This window comes from Ruegeria sp. CDSA246, assembly GCF_059611225.1.
Genome location: NZ_JBXWPD010000012.1, coordinates 131,898 through 152,560, shown reverse-complemented (window position 1 = coordinate 152,560; position 20,663 = coordinate 131,898). Strand labels below are relative to the sequence as shown.

The following is a 20,663-nucleotide window of genomic DNA, read 5'->3' as shown; positions in this document are numbered from 1 at the left end:
CTTGGCGGTTACGATGAGCCAGAAACCCTCTCTTATCAAATCGACCTAAACTGTCCCATTGGCGCTGACGTCAGACACATACTAATTGGTATGATTATTGATCTAACCGTATTATTGGATGGCGATAGCATTCAAATTGGGAAATTGCGGCATTTGGTGGAGTTGATTTCAATCGCGGGACGAACCAGGCACTCGTTCATTGAAACCGAGTGCCTGGTTCTGCTGGCGATGCAGACATCAACCGTGTTGTGACGTATCCCACCAATGCGGATGCATGAATTGTGGGATAGCCTTTGTCGGGCCGCTCAGTCTTTCGACTATACCTGAGGTCAACTCCAGAGCCATCCAAGCATCAGCCGCTCTCATCAATTCAGGATAAGGTGCCTGCTTTTGGGTCGGCACAAAGCCGTATCTCGGGTAGAATGTCGGGACACCCAACACGAACACTGCGTCCGTTCCGATGGACCTGAGGTGCTCGATGCCAGTCTCCATGTTTTCTTTTCCAACGCCATGGCCTTGGTATTCTGGAACAACGCCGCACGGTGCGAGCAGGTAGCATGTCGCATCGGGATGATCCGCAAAGACAAATGGCGTGAACAGCACATTACCCGCGAGTTTCCTGTCCCGTGCAGCACTGATCGAAATCGTCTCCGGATGGTCAAGGAAGCTCTTGGCGAGCTGAGCTATATCTTCGCCTTCGGCCTCGCCAAATGCCAATCGGTGGACGTCTAGAATGGCGTCAATGTCATCGTTTTTCATGTGTGTTTCCTCAAGTCTGGTTCATTTGGGCGCGCACGGATGTGTTGCCCAGTTTGGTGATGCGGTATTGGCCGCCTTTGATGGATTTGATGAAGCGCTTTTCCTTGAGCCGCGTGAATACGTCCAAGGTGCAAGCTGAGAATACGAAGCCGTAACGTGTGAAGCACTGTACGGATTTGACCTTGCCGTTGTCAGCGCGCACGAATTTTATCTCGCCGCCTAAAGCGAGTTCATGCAAAACACGTTGCTCGTGCTTTGAGATGTTCATTGGGATGTCTCGATTTTACGAAAGTACAACAAACGGGCCACTCAGCGTCGCGCATGAGTGTGCCTATCAGTGTGGGTGTTCCTGAATTTGCGTCGGCAGGAACGGGCGTTAGGCCCGGGACTCTTTCACAAAATCTCCATTGTGAGAGGCCGCTGCCCCAGTCACTGTCAGCACTTAGGCTCTGAATCGGTTCAGGTAAATACAGACCATGCGGAATGCATCTATTGCCGAGAAGCAGGCGTTCGCTACACGACGCTTAAACTGGTAAGATGCGGGACAATTCCGCCGTTAGCTACAACAAATTCCAATGACCGCTTTCGGCGTTCAATAAAACTACCAAGGTATGTTCGCTTGTGTTGGCGGTAAAACACACTTTACGTGCGTGGGCCTGTCTCCAACCATGGCTCGAAAGGGTATATCTTAAAACCGCCATCCCGCATCCGTTAAGGCTGAAATCACCTCTTCTGATAAATCTGGACTGGAATAAAACACAGCTAGTACAAGATCTGGCCTGAACTCTGGCCAGGACTGTTTAAGTTGTTTTAGTGTTGCCTTTGCTTCTTCGAATTCACCCAAACTCTGATGGGCAGCCGCCAAATAAACCAAAGAGAGCGCGCTGACCGGGTCCCCATTGTCACTCGCAAATTTCAAAGATGCGATTGCTTCCCTAAACTCACCGATGTGAAAACTGGCAACCGCGTGAATGTTCCTGTGGGCAAACCGATGACTTCCTATCTCTCTGGGGTGGCTTGGGTCGCTGACGTCATACGCTTCTTCAAAGCGACCCATAACCAGTAGTATCACGCCGCGAAAGTCCAGAACGTTTCCGTCATTGGGTCGAAGCGACTGGGCGAGTGCTGAATATTCCAATGCGCTGTCATAGTCGCCAGAAACGTAAGACACCCATGCCATTGCCGATTGGCTCCAGCCGTTTGAGGGCGCAATATCCACAGCTTTCTGTGCCATTTGTCCTGAATACAGTATCAGCGCGTCACGCTCTTCCTCGCCTCGCGTTAGTAGAGCCTGGGTTCCCAGACTATGGGCCAATCCGGCATATCCACAGTAAAAATCGGGAGCCTCATTTATTGCCATTCTAAATACGTCGCTGGCCAGGATCTGGTTATCGATAGTTGCGATTGGAAACAGCAGGCCCCGAGCTTGATCGCAGTAATTTGACGCCTGTACTGCAGCGGGTGATTTAGCGGATAGAGCCTGTCGCTCAAGTGAGCGCGCGGATGTCTTTGGGTTGAGGTCGACAACCTGTTCCATGCGCCCGCCCAAGACGTAAGCAAGAGCAATGATCGCTATGGTGACAGCAGGGATACCAATCCGCCAAGGTAATCCTGGCCTGAATGGCGTGTGATCGACATTGCTCTGAATTGTACCAGAGCGGTCCTCGAACCAAGGCGCGTAGCCGCCGCTATCAATGTGAATGCGCAGATCGTCTCCAGCACCTGCCGTTTCATAGTACTGCTGAAGTTTCCGCCGTAACCGCCCCGCATCCACACGAACAACGTTGATGTGGCCGTCATCACTGGCAAAACTCTTGAAGTAAACATCCTGAGCGATTGTTTTGCCAAGAATAGCCTCGGATCTACCCGCAATGGCTTCTTCGACAACGTAGCTCAGAAAATTCCGAAGGCGTTCCGCCTTGCCAAATATGTCACTCGCCAATACCTGGTCCAGCGCGTACTTCACACGGGTCGCGTGACGTTCCGGATCAAGGGTCAATTCTCTGTCGGGCATCTGAAACTTCAAGTTTCTCTGTATTTTCAACCTCATACTGTCAAATGAATATTTGAATGTCACCCTAAATTCACGGTGTAACCCTTCCGCGTTGCGCGATGTGCCCTCAGCCTAGTGCCCAGAGATGGACTAGGCGCCAGGGCAATGACGGACATCAACTTACTAGAGCTCGCTTTTCCGGACCAAATCAGCCGCATCCGCGTTATGCGAAAGAACCATCGTGGATTCGAGGCACTTTGCGGTGACTTCGAGTTGCTCTCAACCGAGTTGGAGAGGGCCCGGAAGGTCAATGAGCGGACGTCACCATGTCTGATCGATCCTGTCACCGAAAGCCTAGACGGGCTAGCCGAGGAAATCGCCGAGCATCTCTCTCGATTCACCAATTCAGAGATTGTCCCGAAAGCCATTTCAGAAGTGGTTCCCATATTCACCCAGGCTCGAACAAAGGACTGAAAATATGCTGCAAGACAGACAGAGGAAGTCAATTAAGTCACTCAGCGCACTCGCCGTCGCAGCGACATTGTTCGCCACAAATGCGTTTGGTCAGGCTCCTCCGGTACAGGAGCCCTCATCCCAAGAAGATATTGAGGCTGCACTGACTGGCGGCGTCCCAATGGGACGTTGGAAAGAGGGTCTGACCTTTGAGGGCATCTCTCCTCAACCGTGGTTGAAAAGTGCGGCAAACTGGTTCCCACGCACAGAAGATGTACAGCCCAACGAGATGAGAATTATCTTCATGGGATCTGCCCCGTTCATTCGCCCTGGGCAAATGAACACAGCCATTCTTGTTGAGCTGGGTAACGGTAAGATTTTCATGTTTGACATTGGTGAGGGCTCACCAGCGAACATCATTGCCAGTGGATATGCACTGAATGAAATTACCGATGTATTCATCACGCACCTGCACGTGGACCACTTTGGTGGGCTGCCGTACCTGTGGATGTTCGGAACCTGGGCAGGTGGATGGCACGAGCAGTTGACGGTCCACGGCCCATCCGGCCGCACCAAGGAGTACGGCACCGCAACGATGGTAGAAGGCATGAAAATGATGACCGGCTGGCACCGGGATGCGTTCAGCGTCTTTCCCGTTGGCAAAGGTTGGGACATCGAAGTCAACGAATTTGATTTCCGTGACAATGGTGGCGTGATCTATGATGAAGACGGGGTCAAAGTCACACACTGGCAAAGAAGCCATGCCAAGGACGGTGCGTCCGGATACCGGATGGATTGGAATGGCATGTGCTTCATCTGGACGGGTGACGGTCGACCCAACATGATCGATGTTCCTTTTGCCAAAGGCTGTGATGTCTTCGTCACGGAACAGCAGCAGGAAATCATCGAAATCTCATCCGGAGTTCAAGGCGTGCCGCCATTCCTCGGGCGGTATACCGTCGATACCCATCACACGCCCAGCTATGCGGCCGGCTACATTGCCAACCTGGTGCAACCCAGGCTTTTGATGAACACTCACATGAGCTATGACCCCTATCAGATCGAGGAAACCGTAGCGGAAATCCGAGAGCATTGGAAAGGCCCCTATCACTTTGGAGCGCCTGACGGGATCGTTGTGAACGTCACCAAAGATCAGATATGGGTTCGCGAAGGCATATTGCCCGAGTTTCCAAACTCACGTGCGCCGCAGTTTGACTTTAGCAATGGTCAATTGATCGTGCCGAAGCCACCCCATCGGCGCGAAGACATTCAAGAACCCTACGTGCGCGATATGGAGATCGATCCTAAGCTGTACTATCCCGAGGGATATCATCCTGAGCTGCTGACAGAGTGGCCAGTTGATGACGACCTTGTTGTTCCTCTGGAAGCGCTTCCCGAAAATCTGAAAGAGAGTATGGGCGCGGCGTGGCGCCATCGTGAAGCCAACCGCAAAGTGTTGGAAGAGCAAGGTGACAACTAAGTCATCATGACAAACAGGGCGATCACTCGTAAGTTTGGGTGGTCGTTCGAATTTTCCGGAAACATCACGAAGGAATGAAGTCTTGTTAATCGTACTCGGCCTCTACTTTGGAATAGTCTGGCTGGTCTTTTCCAAGTTTCACCTTCTCCCCTGGAATGGATTCTGGAAAACTCTGGTTTACGGTGTAGCCGCTGTTATCGCTCTGGTGGTCATCGGTGCGCTGAACCACTCAACTCCGACTGGCCCGGTATCCATTCAGGGTGTTTCAACGAATATTGCTCCGAACGTGGCGGGCACGGTTACAGAAGTCGTTGTGGAGCCAAACCAGGAAGTCGCAAAGGGCGAGACCCTATTCCGGATAGATAATGAGGTTTTCAAAGCCGAGGTTTCCCGGCTCGAAGCTGTCTTGGAAACTGCAAAGTCATCTGCCGACCAACTGGTATCAGATTTATCAGCTGCCGAGGCCGAGATTGAATCCCTGACTGCTCAGCTGACTTTCGGAATTCAGCGTCGTGATGACATCATCCGTTTGGAAGAACGCGGGGCATCAACCACGTTCCAACTGCAAGAGGCTGTCTCAACCATCGACCAGTTGACCGCGAATATCCGCGCAGCAGAAGCCCGGAAGACAAGCCTTGAGCGACGTATCGCCGCGAAGATCGACGGGCGTGACGCAGGTGTTGTGGAGGCCGAGCAGACACTTGCGCAAGCTCTTTGGGATTTAGAGCAAACAGTTGTAAAAGCGCCGGGAAACGGCGTTGTCACGGCTGTATCACTACGACCAGGTAACCGCGCCACTCCGCTACAAGGGGCAATAACTTTTGTCAAACCTGGGGACTATGCAGTAATTGCTACTCTGCCCCAATCTAGTCGCGCTAATGTTTCGGTCGGTGATGAAATCCGGCTTGCTTTTAGAACGGAACCCGGTGGAGAAATTACCGGCCGTATTTCCGATTTTCCGGTCGGAACTGTCGAAGGTACTGTTGATCTAAGATCAGGTCTTCCCTCATTGCGCGAACTAGCCGGGATATCCAGCTACATCGTATTGGTTGAAATACCTGCAGGTGCAGACAGTAATTCCTTGCAATTTGGAACGTCAGGAACAGCTTTGGTCAAGACAGACAAAGCCGGAGCCATTGGTGTTTTGGCAGAGATCCTTTTCTGGATCACTAAAAAGCTCAATTATCTTTGAAAAACCAAGCCAAAGCATCTGTGTCATCAATGAAAACTGTAGAGCTCAAATCCTTGGTGTTTCGGTGGCCCGGTCAATCTGACCCGGTTCTCTCAGTCGATAGCTTCGATCTTGAGGCCGGGGAAAGCGTGTTTATGAGAGGCCCCAGTGGCAGCGGTAAGACCACGTTGCTCTCGGCAATTGCTGGCGTGATCGATGTACCGCAAAGCGCGGTTCGCGTTGCAGGCACGGATGTCGGGGCTTTGGCCGGAGGTGATCGTGACCGTTTTCGTGTGGATCATTTGGGGATTGTTTTCCAGGTCTTTAATCTCTTGCCTTGGCTCAGCGCGCTTGAAAACACGTTGCTGCCCTGCCGGTTTTCAGCGCAACGGCGCAATCGGACGGGGCCAGACCCCAAAGCTACCGCAACACGGTTGCTAAGTGAGCTGGGTCTCGAGGATGCTGAGCTGATCAATCGACCTGCCAGCGCACTGAGTGTTGGGCAGCAACAACGCGTTGCGGCGGCGCGTGCTCTGATAGGGGCGCCTGAAGTAGTTTTGGCGGATGAACCCACCTCGGCTTTGGATGAGGAAGCGAAAGACACGTTTGTCCAGTTGTTGTTGAAGGAATGCAAAGCATCAGGGGCGAGTTTGTTATTTGTCAGCCATGATCGCAGCCTAGAAAAACACTTCGATCGGAGCGTTGACTTGCCGATGCTGAACGCAGGCAAAACGTGATGTTTATTCTTTGTTATAAAAGCCTTCTCAATCGCCGCTTTATCGCTGCGTTAACTGTTCTTAGCATTGCCTTGAGCGTGGCTTTGATTGTTGGGGTTGAACGACTGCGAACAGAGGCACGAGCGGGTTTTGCCAATTCTGCATCAGGGATCGACCTGATCATTGCGGCACGCGGAAACGATGTGCAGATCCTGATGGCAACGGTTTTTGGTGTCGGCACAACTGGCGCTGGTATCAGCTGGGACAGCTACGAGATGATCGAAGATCTGCCCCAGATAAGCTGGACAGTGCCAATCATGATGGGTGACAACCATCGTGGATATCCCGTGATCGGAACGTCCGAGCAATATTTTGACCACTTTCGTCATAGTGGCGGCCAGCAACTGATTTTTGCTGAAGGTGTTCCGTTTAAATCTCCAGATGGCGCAGTGATTGGAGCAAAAGTTGCTCAGGCTTTCGGGTACACGTCAGGTACTGAAATCGTGAATGCCCATGGCTCAGGGGAAGTCGCCTTTGATGTGCACGACGAAGCGCCATTCACAGTGACCGGCGTGCTGGGGCATACCGGGACGGCCGTCGACAGAATGGTTTTTGTCTCACTCGAGGGTTTTAACGCCTTGCACGAAGAACCTGCGTCAGAGGTTGCGGACCCATTCGTTTTGATCGAAGCACCAGAAGTCGCCAGAGAACACGAAGACCATGACCATGTGGAGTTAGACGAGCCTGACGAGCACGAAGAAGGGCATCAGGAACATGACGACCGCCATGCTCACGGTAGCGGCCATGAAGACGAGGGGCAAACTGTCACGACCTCTGACGGGCACGATCACGATGGCCATGATCATGAACCGGGGACCATCAACGCGATTTTTGCCGGGCTGGAGGAGAAAACGGCGGTGCTTTCAATTCAACGGCAACTGGCAGACCATCGCGACGAGGCACTGACCGCTGTTCTTCCTAATGTTGCGCTGTTGCAGCTTTGGTCGATTACCAGTACGGCCGAGACTGCGCTGCGTCTGATGGCAGGCGCTGTGGCAGTGGCTGGAATGATCGGCATGGTGGTCATGTTGTCTGCTTCGCTCGACAACCGGCGGCGTGAATTTGCGATCCTTCGATCCGTGGGCGCAACACCAGCCGGCGTATTTTCCCTGATCTTGCTTGAAGCCGTTTTACTGTTGTTGGCCGGCATCGTGCTTGGAGTAATCGCGCTCAGCGTTCTCACGCTCGTGATAGATCCGATTCTTGCCGCAAATTTTGGGCTTCGCATCGGTGTTGGCCTGCCGAGTTTTCGCGAGGTTCTTCTCATAGCCCTCGTTTTCTGCTCTGGTCTTCTTGCCAGTATTATACCTGCGTTAAGGGTGTACCGTATGACGCTATCAGACGGACTGTCGGTGCGGCTTTGAATAAAAGGATCCGCTGAAATGAAGACCATTGCGCATTTTCTGAATATCTTATTCGCCCTTGCGATTGCGGGGCCTCTTCTAGCAGCGGATCCGCGCAACATAAGTTGGCAGGATCTCCTTCCTGAAGAGCGGCCCTACCACGATCCTTTTACCACCCTAGAATATTCTCAGGTCAATGCGTTGGCCATGCTTTATCGGATTGAGGTTCTGCATGCGGACACTGCGGATGACGAGAAGCGCGCCGAAGCGTTTCAGATACGCGAAGACCTCGTATCTCAAGGCCTTGACCCAGATTGGTTGTTTGAACAACGCGAAATTGTGATGAACGAACGGTTGATTGCCGCGCGCGAACCGAACCTTGACCTTTTAGGAGAGAACGTGCGCCTTCCCGGCTATCTCCTTCCCCTGGATATTGTCGACCAGAAGGCGGTCGAATTCCTTCTGGTTCCGACAGTTGGAGCCTGCATTCACACACCACCACCTCCAGCCAATCAGATGGTTTATGTGCGATATGAACAAGGCTTCGAAATCGATGAGTTATATAAGCCAGTCTGGATAAGCGGAGAAATGCGGGCACTGAACAGGTCCCAGTCACTCAATTACGTGGACGGCCGGGCAAATATCGAAACCTCATATGCGATGGATGCGCTGTCGGTAGAAATCTATGACTGATCAGTCAGACTAGAGGTCCGTTCTATGACTTCACCGGGATAAATCTTTGCAACGCACCCCTGTATCAGGATCTTTGGTTCGTGCAGATGTGACGCTGCAAATCTCTTCTGAAGCTCCTTGATGATCAATAGGGCGATTTTTTTGTCACGATCCGCCATTTCGTGACCACACCATTCCGCGCGTACGGGGTTCACAAGTACACCCGGCAACCCTCGCTGGTTAATCAGCTTATCATAAGTAGCAAGAACTCTTTTTCATTGCTCTTGATCGATCATGTTGTCTCTTTGACCTATTGATCAGAGTTCTTAATCGCATCGCATACCGCGCTTGTAAGCCGCCTTTCGTGCGTGTCGCAGCATCCGTTAGTTTGGGCTCTCTTACGCTGTTCGCTACAATCTGTACCAATGACTGCTATCATGTGCTGCGTGGTCAGGAAAAGAAGCCTGGCTGCTTTGCTCAGCTACTGGTCGGGCTTTGCATCAGTCAGTGAGCGTGTGAAAGTCGTTATCATGGCCATTGCTGCATCTTTGTCTTTACCAACCTGTTTCAATCAGGTCGAACCGCTGAGCGACAACCTTAGGTTCATAGCTGTGGACGTCGAGACTGCCGGGTACGATATCGCGAGCATCTGTCAAATTGGCCTCGCTTTTGTTGGGTTTGACAGCTCAATTGTAACTTATAGTGCATACATCGATCCCTGCACGCCATTCGCTGCAGGCAACACCCGATTGCATGGCATTGATGCTGCGACTGTCAAAAACGCCCCCAAATTTGCAGAAGTACTGCCAGACCTGCGTCCGGTTCTTGAAGCAAATCCGCTTATTCAACATAGCCGTTACGATGAGAAAGCCTTTGATGCAGCGTGCCGACTTGCAGGACTTCAAGTGTTGAAGTCGGTATGGTCAGACAGCGTTACCATCGCTCGCCAAGCCTGGCCGGAGTTGAGGGGCAATGGTGGGCATGGTCTGGCCAATCTCAAGAAGGTGTTAGGGCTTCAATTCAAACACCATGATGCCGGAGAAGATGCACGTGCTGCTGCTGAAGTTACTTTGAAAGCAGAAGCTTCAATGGGGCGAAAAATCGGGCTGCTGAATGCCTCACAGCAGTTGGTCTTTGATTTTCAGTAGTGCGAGAGGGCGACTTCGTGGGCCTTAAGGCATTAAAACAACCATCAGCTCAAACTGAGGGCTCAAATTTCATGAGAAATAGTATTTAGATTTAATGTGCATGCTATGTGTATTTTATGGGCGCCAAAGAGTAACATTCAAAGATGGGTCTCGATTAAGGCTATGATTTGCATGCCAAAAGTGTTTGCCAAATGGGCAAACTATGGGTCATTTTACATTCAAATTGGTCTGACCAAAGAAGCGCCAAACCTGTGTTGAGCAGGTTTGGCATTTTTTTGAAAGCCCAACACCACGCAGGCCAAGGACGAACGGGACGTTATGTTTTGAAGGTCGTAATTCATCAAGGTTTTCATAAAACGGGCACAACGACCTTGCAAAAGACGCTCTCGAAAAATCGGGGATACCTGAAAGATCGCGTGAATGTTCTTTTGCCTGATGACTTGCAAGAAGCCAGCCTGGCTGCGCGGCGGTATGCGGTCGCCCCCAAGGATCGCACCCTTCGCAATTTCGGAGCAACCGTTCGCGAGGCGCTTAAGCCGTTTGCAGACCAAAGTGGCAAACCTCTGCTGATCAGCAATGAAGAATTCGCTGGTTTGATCCCCGGTCGCAAAGGGGTTTGGTCATATGAGCAAACGCACGTTCTTTCCAAAGCCCTGTTGGATGAGGTTTCGCGCCTGACTGATGCCGGGGATCGCATTATCTTTCTGTTTACGACCAGATACGCGGCCGATTGGATCAGAAGTACGTATTGGCAAAACCTTCGCAGCCACAGAATCCGCGAGGATCTGTCACAATACGGGAGGGCGTTGCAACAGGGTGCAGATCTTGAGGCGGTGGTGCGCCGGGTGAATGAAGTGGTTTCACCGCGTGCCGAGGTCGAATCTGTCAACGTTTCTGGTCTGGGCGATCACGATTTCCCGTTGATCAAGGCACTTTCCATTCTGAACGTGAGATCCGACAGGCTCATCACAAGTGAAAATCGGAACGTCCAGCCAGCCGGAGGCGCAGACTATTTTGTGGACCTGAACCGGTCGAATTTGAGCGATGAAGAGGTGGCGGCCGCGAAACGCGCGTACTTGGAAAAGCTGAAGCGGTCGGATGGCACCCATTGTTGAGTTGAAGCAAGGGCAGGCCCAGATTGGTACCGCTGCCCAATTTAGTTGCTGCAATGCAACGATCGGACGTCTCAAATCGGAGGCCCAGATAGGATTGGATGAACCGGAATATCATGGTTTCCAAAATACCGCTTGGAATTGGTGGTACACGAAGAGCGAATACCCTAGGCTTATTTTGCAATTTAAAAACAAATATTTGAGTAGAGAATCGCTTTGAGATTTCTTGAGGCTAGTGCGTCGTTATTTGTCAGAAACAATCTAAGGTTGAATTAATTTCGCTTTTAGTATCAGTTTGACTTGACACACCGGAAACATTTACGTGATTGCTGCACTTCGGTCTCTTTTCCGCCAGATTCTGTCCTGATAAGAAGGTGCAGTAAGCAGTGATTTGTTGAAAGGTACAGGCGGATACAATGACAGCCGGGGACAGCGGTCGCATATCCATTTCGTGGACGCAGACAGAGTTAAACGGACTTGAGGCGGCGCCTCAGTCTTTTTTGAAAGTAGGAGCCGCATGGTCGTGGCGTGGGCAGGCTCTTTCATTGGCCAGTCCGGCCGAACAGGGCCTTGTGTTGTCGGGTCAGGCCGAAGCATACGCATCAAAAGTGCTAAGCAGCATAGCGCCGCCGCCGAATCTGGCAGACGGAGCACTGGGTCGTATCGTTTTGACCAATGGCGCACAAAAGTACACGGCGCTATTGTTTTCGGTTGCCGGAGACACACACCCGACGCTGGTTTTCGAAAACGGGTATCCTGCGCGCGATCAGGAATTCTGGGTCAGCGCGTATACCGAGTTTGAAAGCGAAAGCAATTCCAGCCTCCCGGACCAAACCGTTGTCGCTTTCCCGACGCGGTCGCCGATGGATAATGGGTGGGAAAACGCAGTTGCGGGCGTCCGACGCGTAGCAGACTAAGGTTCCAATCAGGCTGCCTGCATTCGCACATAGCAAAAAAACCATAGTCGTGTTGACTCCGCCAGTTCTGCGGATATAAGCGCGGCTTCATTGGTGTTGGTGGGCCCCGTAAGGGGATTCCTGTCATGGGGGAAACCTCAAGAGGACAACGCCCTTCATAGTGGCCTGTGTGGGCCTCGACCTAAAGAAGGAGATCAGCCGTGACCAAACGCACGTCTGCCAAGTACAAAATTGACCGCCGGATGGGGGAAAACATCTGGGGTCGTCCGAAATCCCCAGTCAACCGTCGTGAGTACGGCCCCGGCCAGCACGGCCAGCGCCGCAAGGGCAAGCTGTCGGACTTCGGTCTGCAGCTGCGCGCCAAGCAGAAGCTGAAAGGCTACTATGGCGACCTGACCGAGAAGCAATTCCGCCGCATCTATGCCGAAGCCGTACGTGTGAACGGCGACACCGGTGAAAACCTGATCGGCCTGCTGGAGCGTCGTCTGGACGCTGTTGTTTACCGCGCCAAATTTGTTGCAACTGTCTTTGCTGCACGTCAGTTCGTGAACCACGGCCACGTCAAAGTGAACGGCAAGCGGGTCAACATCCCTAGCTACCGTGTCAAAGAAGGCGACGTAATCGAAGTACGCGACAAATCCAAGCAACTGGCCGTTGTTCTGGAAGCTGCCGCTCTGGCCGAGCGTGACGTGCCTGACTACATCGACGCCGACCACTCGAAAATGACAGCGACCTTCGTTCGCGCGCCGGGCCTGGGCGATGTGCCGTACCCGGTCGTCATGGAGCCGAACCTGGTCGTCGAATTCTACGCGAAGAACTAATTTTCGCCGACACCCAGAATTCCAGGGCCGCGCAGTTTGCGCGGCCCTTTTTTGTTTGGTCATGTGACGACGCGTATTGGGTTTGACGGCATGTCCAAAATTTGCGTCTCGGGTTTTCAAAAAGTATCAACCGAAGTGCCTCAGCAGAACGCCCGCATTGGGTGGGATGCTGGAATTCACGCTCGGCTTGCACAAGCTGCATTTCGAATTGAACGCGTAACAACCTACGAACAGCCTTGCAGCCAAATCACTGATCAAGCCCGCCGAAGGCGCTGAGTCAAATTGGCAGCGGCCTGCTTTCGGCGATGGCCTCCATCGCAAAGTACGAGGTCACACTGTCCAGTTCGACCTTGTCGATCAATCGCTGATACACCTTGTCATATGACGTCATATCTTGTGTGACGACTTTCAACTGATAGTCATAGTCGCCACCAATGCGGTGAAAATCCACCACCTCGGGGATGGTCAGGACATGGCTTCGAAAGGCTTGCAGCCATTCCGCCGAATGGTGCCGGGTGCGCAGCATAACAAAGACCACAAGGCTCAGTCCCAATTTCTCGCGGGCGATCCGAGCGGTCGAACCGGTAATGACGCCATTTTCGTTCAACGCCTTCAGCCGCCGCCAACAGGCATTTTGCGACAACCCGACTCGGTCTGCCAACTCACGCTGCGACAGTGTTGCGTCTGTTTGAAGTTCGCGAAGGATACGCTTGTCAATTTGATCTAGTTTTTCGGCCATATCGAAGCATATGACACGAAATTTTAGAAATCTACCAAAAGAAAGGTGAAGTTTCTGTATCCTCATTCAATCATATTTGGTAGTGCAATACGGAGAACCAATCATGACCTTGTCCAAATTTCGCGCAGACCTCCAATCCACCACTCGCAATTCAACCCTGCGCGAAGGGCTGATCGGAGAGAATGTTCTGATCCCCGGTCTGAATGGGGACGTTCCGCTGGTTTACGCGGACTACGTCGCTTCCGGTCGTGCGCTGCAGCAGGTAGAGGATTTTGTCGCCCATGAGGTGCTGCCTTTTTATGCCAACAGCCATACCGAGGCCTCCTATTGCGGGTCTTACATGACCCGTCTGCGCCGCGAAGCGCGCGCGGAAATAGCCCGCATTGTTGGAGCAAAGGAAGACGACGCGGTGATCTTTACCGGGTCCGGCGCCACTGCGGGTCTTAACCGGCTGGTCAGTTTGACGGGAATTGAGGGGGCTGACCGGCCGGTTGTTCTGATCGGGCCGTATGAGCATCATTCGAACATCCTCCCTTGGCGGGAAAGCAAAGCGCAGGTCATCGAAATTCCCGAAGCGCCCGAAGGCGGCGTTGATCTCGGTGCACTTGAACGGACATTGGTGGACAATGCAGATTCCGATCTGATTGTCGGGTCTTTTTCCGCCGCCTCTAACGTAACCGGTATCATTACAGACCCGGACCCGATCACGCGGCTGCTCAAGTCTCATGGCGCTGTTTCGATCTGGGATTACGCTGGTGGTGGACCATATTTGCCGATGGACATGGGGCCAGAAGATGCGCGCAAGGACGCCATCGTAGTATCCCCGCACAAATTCCCGGGCGGCCCGGGCGCGTCCGGTGTGCTGATCGTCAATCAGAACGCAGTTCGCCGCACTTGCCCAAGTTGGCCTGGTGGCGGCACTGTCAGCTTTGTGTCGCCCTGGCGCCATGACTACAGCGAGGATTTGGCCACGCGAGAAGAAGCCGGAACACCCAATGTGATCGGAGATATTCGCGCCGCGCTGGCCTTCATCGTTAAGGATGTCGTCGGCACGGATGAAATTGCTGAACGCGAAGCCCGGTACAATGAAATGGCATTGAAAGGGTGGGGCGACAATCCGAACCTGACTTTGCTAGGTACTGAAAACCCGCATCGTTTGCCGATCTATTCTTTCCTTGTGCGGGACAACTCTGGCCAGCCGGTGCATCAGCAGCTGTTTACCCGGATGCTCAGCGACATCTACGGCATTCAGGCGCGCGGTGGTTGCGCGTGTGCCGGGCCATATGCGCATCGCTTGCTGGATATCGACCGTGAGACGTCCGCTGAACTGCATGCTGCTTTGTCCGCAGGGGAAGAGATGAAGAAACCCGGATGGGTCCGCCTGAATTTCTCGTATCTTATGAGCGAAGAGACGGTTCAGTTCATCATCGACAGCGTCAATGACCTGTCCCACAGGACAGAAGAATTCGCCCCTTATTACAACGCCGACCCGGCGACCGCCCGCTTCAAAGCGGCGTGACGGAATTGCCGCTTTTCTCAACGCGTTGAGACGGGTATGAGAGGCTCCAACAACGGAGCCTCTTATGAACAAGATCACCCCGCAACCCGGCATTATGGACATCGCGCTCTATCAGGGCGGCCAGTCGCATGTGGCGGGGGTAGAGCATGTGATCAAGCTCAGCTCCAACGAAAATCCGTTTGGTCCCAGCCCCAAGGCGATCGAGGCCGTGCGCGGTAGTGCGGCGACGCTTCATCGGTATCCCAGCACCGACCACGCCAGTTTGCGCGCAGCGGTAGGCGCAAGGCACGGGTTGGACCCTGCGCGGTTAATCTGCGGCGTAGGCAGTGACGAGGTGCTGCAATTCATCGCCCAGGCCTATGCCGGGCCGGGCGATGACGTCATCTATACCGAGCACGGGTTTTCAATGTACCCGATCATCGCCCGTATGGCCGGCGCGACACCGGTGATGGTGGCCGAGCGCAACCGCCACGTGGATGTCGACAACATTTTGGCCGCCGTGACCGACCAGACCCGGATCGTGTTCGTGACGAACCCGGGCAACCCGACCTCGACTATGATCCCCGAGGCTGAATTGCTGCGTTTGGCCGAGGCATTACCCAAGACCTGCCTGATCGTGATCGACGGGGCCTATGCCGAGTTTGTCGAAGGGTTCGACGGCGGTGCATCGCTGGTAGACCGATTTAACAACGTGATTATGACGCGCACCTTTTCCAAGGTGTACGGTCTGGGTGGGATGCGTGTCGGCTGGGGCTATGCCGCACAGTCGATTATCGACGTTCTGAATCGGGTGCGCCAGCCGTTCAACCTGTCCTTGACCGCGTTGGCTGCTGCAGAGGCAGCGGTGAATGACTTGGAATTCCTGTCCTTCTGCCAGGCTGAAAACGCGCGCCTGCGGGTGTGGCTGTCGGAAGAACTGGACAAGATCGGGATTCCGTCGGATGCGTCCTGCACCAATTTCATCCTCGCCCGCTTTGCCAACCAGGCCGAGGCCGAAGCGTGTGACGACTATCTCAAGACCCAGGGTTTGATCGTGCGCCGCGTGGCGGGCTACAACCTGCCAAATGCCCTGCGGATCACCGTGGGCGACGAAGAAGCCTGCCGCCGCGTTGTTGCGGCCATCACTGCGTTCAAAGGGGGCGCCGCATGAGCCAAGTTTACGACCGTGTGGCCTTGATCGGGCTGGGCCTGATCGCCTCGTCAATGTTCTGGGCGATCAAACGCGCCGGGCTTGCGGGCGAGGTGACTGGCTATGCGAGGTCCGAGGCCACCCGCGAAACGGCCCGCCGTATCGGTCTGTGCGACCGCGTTTGCGACAGCGCGCAAGAGGCGGTCGAGGGAGCGGATCTTGTCGTGCTCTGCGTCCCTGTCGGCGCGATGGGGGCTGTTGCAAAGGAAATTGCGCCCGCATTGAAACCTGGGGCGACAGTGACAGATGTCGGCTCGGTCAAGCACCACGTTATTCAGGCCGTTGGGCCTGAAATCCCTGATGGCGTTCATTTCATACCCGCGCACCCGTTGGCGGGGACCGAGCATTCTGGCCCGGAATCGGGATTTGCCGAGCTATTTGATAACCGCTGGTGCCTGTTGGTTCCGGTCGAAGGCTCTGATCCGGACGCGATTGCCCGCCTGCGAGCGATGTGGGAAGGCATGGGCTCAAACGTTGATGAAATGGACGCGGATCACCATGATCTGGTTCTGGCCGTGACATCGCATGCGCCGCACTTGATCGCCTACACAATGGTTGGCGTGGCGGATGATCTGCGTCGGGTCACCGATACCGAAGTTATCAAGTATTCCGCTGCGGGGTTCCGGGACTTCACCCGCATTGCAGCCTCGGATCCGACGATGTGGCGTGACGTGTTCCTGACCAACAAGGAAGCGACGCTGGAGATCCTTGGCCGGTTTACCGAAGAGCTGTTTGCCTTGCAGCGCGCAATCAGAACAGGTGACGGCGAGCAACTATTCGACTATTTCACCCGTACACGCGCGATCCGCCGCGGCATCATTGACGCCGGGCAAGACACGGATGCGCCAGATTTCGGACGGGGGAAAACGAACCCATGACACGGGGCTGGAGAACCACTCTGATTGCATTTGCAGCGCTTTGCGCAGCGTCGACTCAGGCTGGTTCACTGGAACGCTCGTTAGTACCGTTGTCGCGGCCCGGCACTGTACTGGTCCCGCAACAGATCGTCCTCAGCAGCGCGGTGTTGCCTCAGCTGCCTCCGGCGACGATACGCCCGGAGTTGCGGCCAGCGTCGCCGCAGGTTTTGGCGGTCGCGGCCCGTCCCGCAGACCTGCCCCTGCTTGGACCAGACACATCGCTGAAGCCGTACCTGCGGCCCAAAGCCCTTGAGCAGGAGGCGCTGTTCAAAAAGCGTAAGTTGCGTAAGGGGTCGGTATGCGGCGACATCAATATACAGGGCAAGCCAGTCGGCACTGTACCGGGTAAGATCAAGGCGTGTGGGATCAAGGACGCAGTGCAGATCACCTCGATCTCGGGGGTGACGCTTAGTCGTCCTTCCACGATGGATTGTGGAACGGCTGTTGCGCTGAACAAGTGGGTTGAAAAGGCAGTCAAGCCGACCTTCAAGAGACGCGGGCCGGTGGTCCAGTTGCAGGTCGCCGCGCATTATGCGTGTCGGACGCGAAACAACCGTAAAGGCGCCCGTATTTCCGAGCACGGCAAAGGCCGTGCAATTGATATCTCGGCTTTCAAGATGGCCGATGGAGAGGTTGTGTCGGTCCTGAACGGGTGGCGCAAGAACCCGTCCCAAAAACAACTGGTCAAGATCTGGCGCGAAGCGTGCGGGCCGTTTGGCACTGTACTAGGGCCAAACGCCGACCGATATCACCGGGATCATTTCCATCTGGATACCGCCCGCCATCGTCGCGGGCCATATTGCCGTTAACGCAAGATCAGGCGGGGCGCAGGCCCCAGCGGCAACGGTCCAAGTGCCACGAAGCCGTCGCGGAAGTTCAATTGCAAGTCCAGCGCGTTTGGGTTTCCACCTAGTCCGGCCATAAAGTTTAGTGCCCGTGTCACAGGATCAACGGCCTGATCGGGCAGGGCGCCTGCGGCATTGGCCATGGCAATCATGTCGCGCCAGTTTTCAGCTTTGACCGCAATCTCGCCCGTTGGGATGCCCTGGTAGTCAATGTCGAGCTCACCCGCCGCAAACAAACGCAAAGCGCCCCATTTCATCTCGGCCAGGTTCAGGTCAATCTTCACCGGCTGCGGTCTGCCCTGTTCAAGAGCCGTACGATCCCACGGTTTGTTGAACGTGGCCGTCATGTCCAGTTCGAGCGTCTCAAACGCCTGCGGCAACGTGGTCGCAGACCGCATCAAATCGCGCAGACCATCTCCCGGGGTAAACCCGTCTATTCGAGCGCCGATGGCATAGGTTACCGGAATAGAGGTCTGTTCCATAACCAATGTCAGCGTATCGCCGCCAGCCAGCGCTTCGGCATCATCGGTGATCAACCATGAACCCGCGGTCAAAGCCATTTTTTCCAGCTCCAGCGCCACACCGGGTTGCAGCTGTAGCTCGGCTTGCAGATCGCTGGCTTCAATGGTCGCAGTCTGATCAAAATAGGACAGGCGCTGGGGCGTGTCGGCAAAGCGCAGCACCTGGCGCCCGGGCCAGATCGCAGGACTTTGGAACTCAATCCAATCCGCGCTCCACGCGGTGCCGTTGACCGGGTCTGCCAGAGCAGGACTGTTCAGGCGCGTAACGTGACGAAACGGATACCCGGCTGTTGAAACATCGGAAAAGTCCGCCTGCCAGCCTTGTTCCTGCTGATTGTCGAACCAGGCGGTGATTGCGTTGCGCAAACCGAATCCGGCAACGAACCAATAGGCGCTCCAGATAACCGTTAAGAAAATGACTACTCGTATTAGACCGCGCATGGCAGTTGGCCCTTTTTCCCGCGTTGAATTTGATGTTTATAGGCCGAAACGGGCAAGGACCAGAGCTATGACGATGTGGGTTTTTGGATATGGATCACTGCTGTGGAATCCGGGCTTTCCGGTCGCCCGCAGCGAACACGCCACATTGCATGGATACGCCCGGTCGTTCTGCATGAGCTCGATCCACCATCGCGGCACCGAAGAACACCCCGGCCTTGTGCTGGCACTGGATGAACAGGCCGATGCCAATTGCACTGGCTTGGCACTTTCGGTCGAGGCCGGCCATGAAGAGCGCACCTTGCATGAGTTGCGCGAGCGTGAGCTGATTTCGTCAGCCTATGTCGAGAAAAACCTTGATGTGCATTTGAACAATGGCGAAGTCGTCACCGCGGTGACCTATGTGATCGACGCGGATCACGTCCAATATTGTGGCGGTATGCCATTGGAAGAGCAGGCGCAGATCATAGCACACGCAATTGGTGGGCGCGGTCCGAACACAGAATACCTGTATAATACTGCTGAACATCTGGCCGAGATCGACCTGCGCGATCCCGATCTTGAGTGGTTAGCGCAACGGGTGCGCAGCATTACCGCATAAATCCTTGGCGTACCCGGCGGATTTTGGCTAGATTCACGCCAGAGCAGGCAAGAACCGGGAAGTACGCGCATGGCGCAGGCACATCAGGGCGCGAGACCCCAATTCTCGCATCCCATCCGTCAAATTGTGATGATGTTGGTCGCAATTGGCCTGGCAGGCTTGGGCGTCTTTATGGCGCTGCCTTATGTGTTGCCGGTATTTCAGGCCAACCCGTACCTGAACGGCTTTATCATCCTGGTTTTCATAATCGGCGTTTTTGCCTGTTTCTTTCAGGTGACACAGCTGATTGGGTCGGTGCGCTGGATTGAAGCTTTTGTTGGCGGCGTTGTCCGCGAAGACGCGCGCACGCCGCAATTGCTGGCACCTTTAGCCTCATTGCTGCGCGAACGCGGTGCACGATCGCAGATCAGCTCAAGTTCGACCCGGTCGATCCTGGATTCGGTCGCGGAACGCGTCGAAGAAGAGCGTGAGATCACGCGCTATATTACCAATGTTCTGATTTACCTGGGTCTCTTGGGCACGTTTTTTGGACTGGCGACCACCGTCCCAGCCATTGTCGACACGATCCGCAGCCTGAACCCGCAAGAGGGCGAAGAAGGGCTGGCCGTGTTCAACCGCCTGATGGTGGGGCTTGAGGCCCAGCTACAAGGAATGGGCGTGGCATTCGGGTCGTCCCTTTTGGGCCTTGCCGGATCTCTGATCGTCGGTTTGCTGGAATTATTCGCTGGTCACGGCCAGAACCGGTTCTACCGCGAGCTTGAGGAATGGTTGTCCTCAATCACCCGTGTTGGCTTTGCCGCGGCTGAGGAAGGTGGGGCGGAAATTGCGGTTCTGACCCCAGTTCTGGACGCGATGTCCGAACAGATGGATGCGCTGCAGGACCTGTTTTCAGGGCATGAGGCTGATCGCGCTGCCGTTTCGGTCAAACTGGGCCAGTTGGTCGACGCGATTGGTGAGATGAATGTGCGACAGTCTGAATCCGAAGGGGTGACAGCCGCATTGGAGCGTGTGGCCCTTGGGCAGGACGCCCTGTTGGATCACATGCGTGATCAGGGCACGGGTGAAGGAATTGACGCCGAAAGCCGGATGCGCCTGCGGTCGATGGACGTTCAACTTTTGCGTATCCTCGAAGAAATTTCGGCCGGTCGTCAGGAAAGCATGAGCGAACTGCGCAAGGATATCGAATTGCTGGTCAAAGCTCTGACATTGCCCCGAGGCGCCGTGCGCACCGCTCCGGAAGGAGAGTAAT

General features: G+C 54.5%; 22 protein-coding genes. 17 read left to right on the top strand and 5 right to left on the bottom strand.

Features of this window, described 5'->3' with window-relative positions; all coding sequences use genetic code 11:
* A partial coding sequence (locus tag AC2FI9_RS16645; RefSeq protein ID WP_496769149.1) for a hypothetical protein occupies positions 1–252 on the top strand: 252 nt, incomplete at its 5' end.
* On the opposite strand, the gene AC2FI9_RS16640 is transcribed toward AC2FI9_RS16645, so the two are convergent.
* The 3 genes from AC2FI9_RS16640 to AC2FI9_RS16630 form a co-directional block, all read right to left on the bottom strand.
* Positions 238–759: a GNAT family N-acetyltransferase gene (locus AC2FI9_RS16640; RefSeq protein WP_496769147.1), complete on the bottom strand. Its 522-nt coding sequence runs from the start codon at positions 757–759 to the stop codon at positions 238–240. The two genes, AC2FI9_RS16645 and AC2FI9_RS16640, sit on opposite strands and share 15 nt — an antisense overlap.
* Before the next feature lie 10 nt (positions 760–769).
* Positions 770–1,027 (bottom strand): YjhX family toxin, encoded by a 258-nt coding sequence (locus AC2FI9_RS16635; protein WP_496769145.1) that lies wholly within the window; start codon positions 1,025–1,027, stop codon positions 770–772.
* Between the two features lie 420 nt (positions 1,028–1,447).
* Positions 1,448–2,836 carry a tetratricopeptide repeat protein gene (locus AC2FI9_RS16630; RefSeq protein ID WP_496769142.1) on the bottom strand — a complete coding sequence of 463 codons (1,389 nt, stop codon included), beginning with the start codon at positions 2,834–2,836 and terminating at the stop codon, positions 1,448–1,450.
* 81 nt (positions 2,837–2,917) lie between these two features.
* On the opposite strand from AC2FI9_RS16630, the gene AC2FI9_RS16625 reads away from it, so the two are divergent.
* The 10 genes from AC2FI9_RS16625 to rpsD all read left to right on the top strand — a co-directional run bounded on the left by AC2FI9_RS16625 (position 2,918) and on the right by rpsD (position 12,645).
* On the top strand, positions 2,918–3,226 hold the full coding sequence (locus tag AC2FI9_RS16625) for a hypothetical protein (RefSeq protein ID WP_496769140.1): 309 nt from the start codon (positions 2,918–2,920) through the stop codon (positions 3,224–3,226).
* A 4-nt stretch (positions 3,227–3,230) separates the two neighbouring features.
* The gene (gene gntH, locus AC2FI9_RS16620; RefSeq protein WP_496724566.1) at positions 3,231–4,685 is read left to right on the top strand and encodes a guanitoxin biosynthesis MBL fold metallo-hydrolase GntH; all 1,455 of its coding nucleotides are present in this window, start codon (positions 3,231–3,233) and stop codon (positions 4,683–4,685) included.
* Between the two features lie 34 nt (positions 4,686–4,719).
* Positions 4,720–5,877, top strand: a complete 1,158-nt coding sequence (locus AC2FI9_RS16615) for an HlyD family secretion protein (protein ID WP_496769138.1) — start codon at positions 4,720–4,722, stop codon at positions 5,875–5,877.
* A 29-nt stretch (positions 5,878–5,906) separates the two neighbouring features.
* Positions 5,907–6,593: an ABC transporter ATP-binding protein gene (locus tag AC2FI9_RS16610; protein WP_496769136.1), complete on the top strand. Its 687-nt coding sequence runs from the start codon at positions 5,907–5,909 to the stop codon at positions 6,591–6,593.
* Positions 6,593–7,996, top strand: a complete 1,404-nt coding sequence (locus AC2FI9_RS16605; RefSeq protein WP_496769135.1) for an ABC transporter permease — start codon at positions 6,593–6,595, stop codon at positions 7,994–7,996. The genes AC2FI9_RS16610 and AC2FI9_RS16605 overlap by 1 nt, the downstream gene beginning before the upstream one ends.
* 18 nt (positions 7,997–8,014) lie before the next feature.
* Positions 8,015–8,668 carry a DUF3299 domain-containing protein gene (locus tag AC2FI9_RS16600; protein WP_496769134.1) on the top strand — a complete coding sequence of 218 codons (654 nt, stop codon included), beginning with the start codon at positions 8,015–8,017 and terminating at the stop codon, positions 8,666–8,668.
* Positions 8,669–9,177: 509 nt separating this feature from the next.
* A complete protein-coding gene (locus AC2FI9_RS16595; protein WP_496769156.1) occupies positions 9,178–9,795 on the top strand; it encodes a 3'-5' exonuclease in 618 nt (205 codons plus the stop codon).
* A 371-nt stretch (positions 9,796–10,166) separates the two neighbouring features.
* A complete protein-coding gene (locus AC2FI9_RS16590; RefSeq protein ID WP_496769132.1) occupies positions 10,167–10,910 on the top strand; it encodes a hypothetical protein in 744 nt (247 codons plus the stop codon).
* Positions 10,911–11,323: 413 nt separating this feature from the next.
* Complete coding sequence (locus tag AC2FI9_RS16585) at positions 11,324–11,824, top strand: hypothetical protein (RefSeq protein WP_496769130.1); 501 nt, start codon at positions 11,324–11,326, stop codon at positions 11,822–11,824.
* A gap of 200 nt (positions 11,825–12,024) precedes the next feature.
* Positions 12,025–12,645: a 30S ribosomal protein S4 gene (gene rpsD, locus AC2FI9_RS16580; RefSeq protein WP_058275494.1), complete on the top strand. Its 621-nt coding sequence runs from the start codon at positions 12,025–12,027 to the stop codon at positions 12,643–12,645.
* Between the two features lie 277 nt (positions 12,646–12,922).
* On the opposite strand, the gene AC2FI9_RS16575 is transcribed toward rpsD, so the two are convergent.
* Positions 12,923–13,384: an Lrp/AsnC family transcriptional regulator gene (locus AC2FI9_RS16575; RefSeq protein ID WP_108859492.1), complete on the bottom strand. Its 462-nt coding sequence runs from the start codon at positions 13,382–13,384 to the stop codon at positions 12,923–12,925.
* A gap of 103 nt (positions 13,385–13,487) precedes the next feature.
* Between AC2FI9_RS16575 and AC2FI9_RS16570 the strand changes: the two genes are divergently transcribed.
* From AC2FI9_RS16570 to AC2FI9_RS16555, 4 genes are all read left to right on the top strand, one after another.
* Positions 13,488–14,903: an aminotransferase class V-fold PLP-dependent enzyme gene (locus tag AC2FI9_RS16570; RefSeq protein WP_496769128.1), complete on the top strand. Its 1,416-nt coding sequence runs from the start codon at positions 13,488–13,490 to the stop codon at positions 14,901–14,903.
* Positions 14,904–14,967: 64 nt separating this feature from the next.
* Positions 14,968–16,053 (top strand): histidinol-phosphate transaminase, encoded by a 1,086-nt coding sequence (gene hisC / locus AC2FI9_RS16565; RefSeq protein ID WP_496769126.1) that lies wholly within the window; start codon positions 14,968–14,970, stop codon positions 16,051–16,053.
* The gene (locus tag AC2FI9_RS16560; protein WP_496769124.1) at positions 16,050–16,970 is read left to right on the top strand and encodes a prephenate/arogenate dehydrogenase family protein; all 921 of its coding nucleotides are present in this window, start codon (positions 16,050–16,052) and stop codon (positions 16,968–16,970) included. Before hisC ends, AC2FI9_RS16560 begins: the two co-directional genes overlap by 4 nt.
* On the top strand, positions 16,967–17,818 hold the full coding sequence (locus tag AC2FI9_RS16555) for an extensin-like domain-containing protein (protein WP_496769122.1): 852 nt from the start codon (positions 16,967–16,969) through the stop codon (positions 17,816–17,818). Before AC2FI9_RS16560 ends, AC2FI9_RS16555 begins: the two co-directional genes overlap by 4 nt.
* Here AC2FI9_RS16555 and AC2FI9_RS16550 read toward each other — a convergent pair.
* Positions 17,815–18,816, bottom strand: a complete 1,002-nt coding sequence (locus AC2FI9_RS16550) for a DUF2125 domain-containing protein (protein ID WP_496769120.1) — start codon at positions 18,814–18,816, stop codon at positions 17,815–17,817. The two genes, AC2FI9_RS16555 and AC2FI9_RS16550, sit on opposite strands and share 4 nt — an antisense overlap.
* A gap of 67 nt (positions 18,817–18,883) precedes the next feature.
* On the opposite strand from AC2FI9_RS16550, the gene AC2FI9_RS16545 reads away from it, so the two are divergent.
* On the top strand, positions 18,884–19,414 hold the full coding sequence (locus AC2FI9_RS16545; RefSeq protein ID WP_496769118.1) for a gamma-glutamylcyclotransferase: 531 nt from the start codon (positions 18,884–18,886) through the stop codon (positions 19,412–19,414).
* Positions 19,415–19,483: 69 nt separating this feature from the next.
* The gene (locus tag AC2FI9_RS16540) at positions 19,484–20,662 is read left to right on the top strand and encodes a biopolymer transporter ExbB (protein WP_496769116.1); all 1,179 of its coding nucleotides are present in this window, start codon (positions 19,484–19,486) and stop codon (positions 20,660–20,662) included.
* Position 20,663 lies beyond the last annotated feature (1 nt).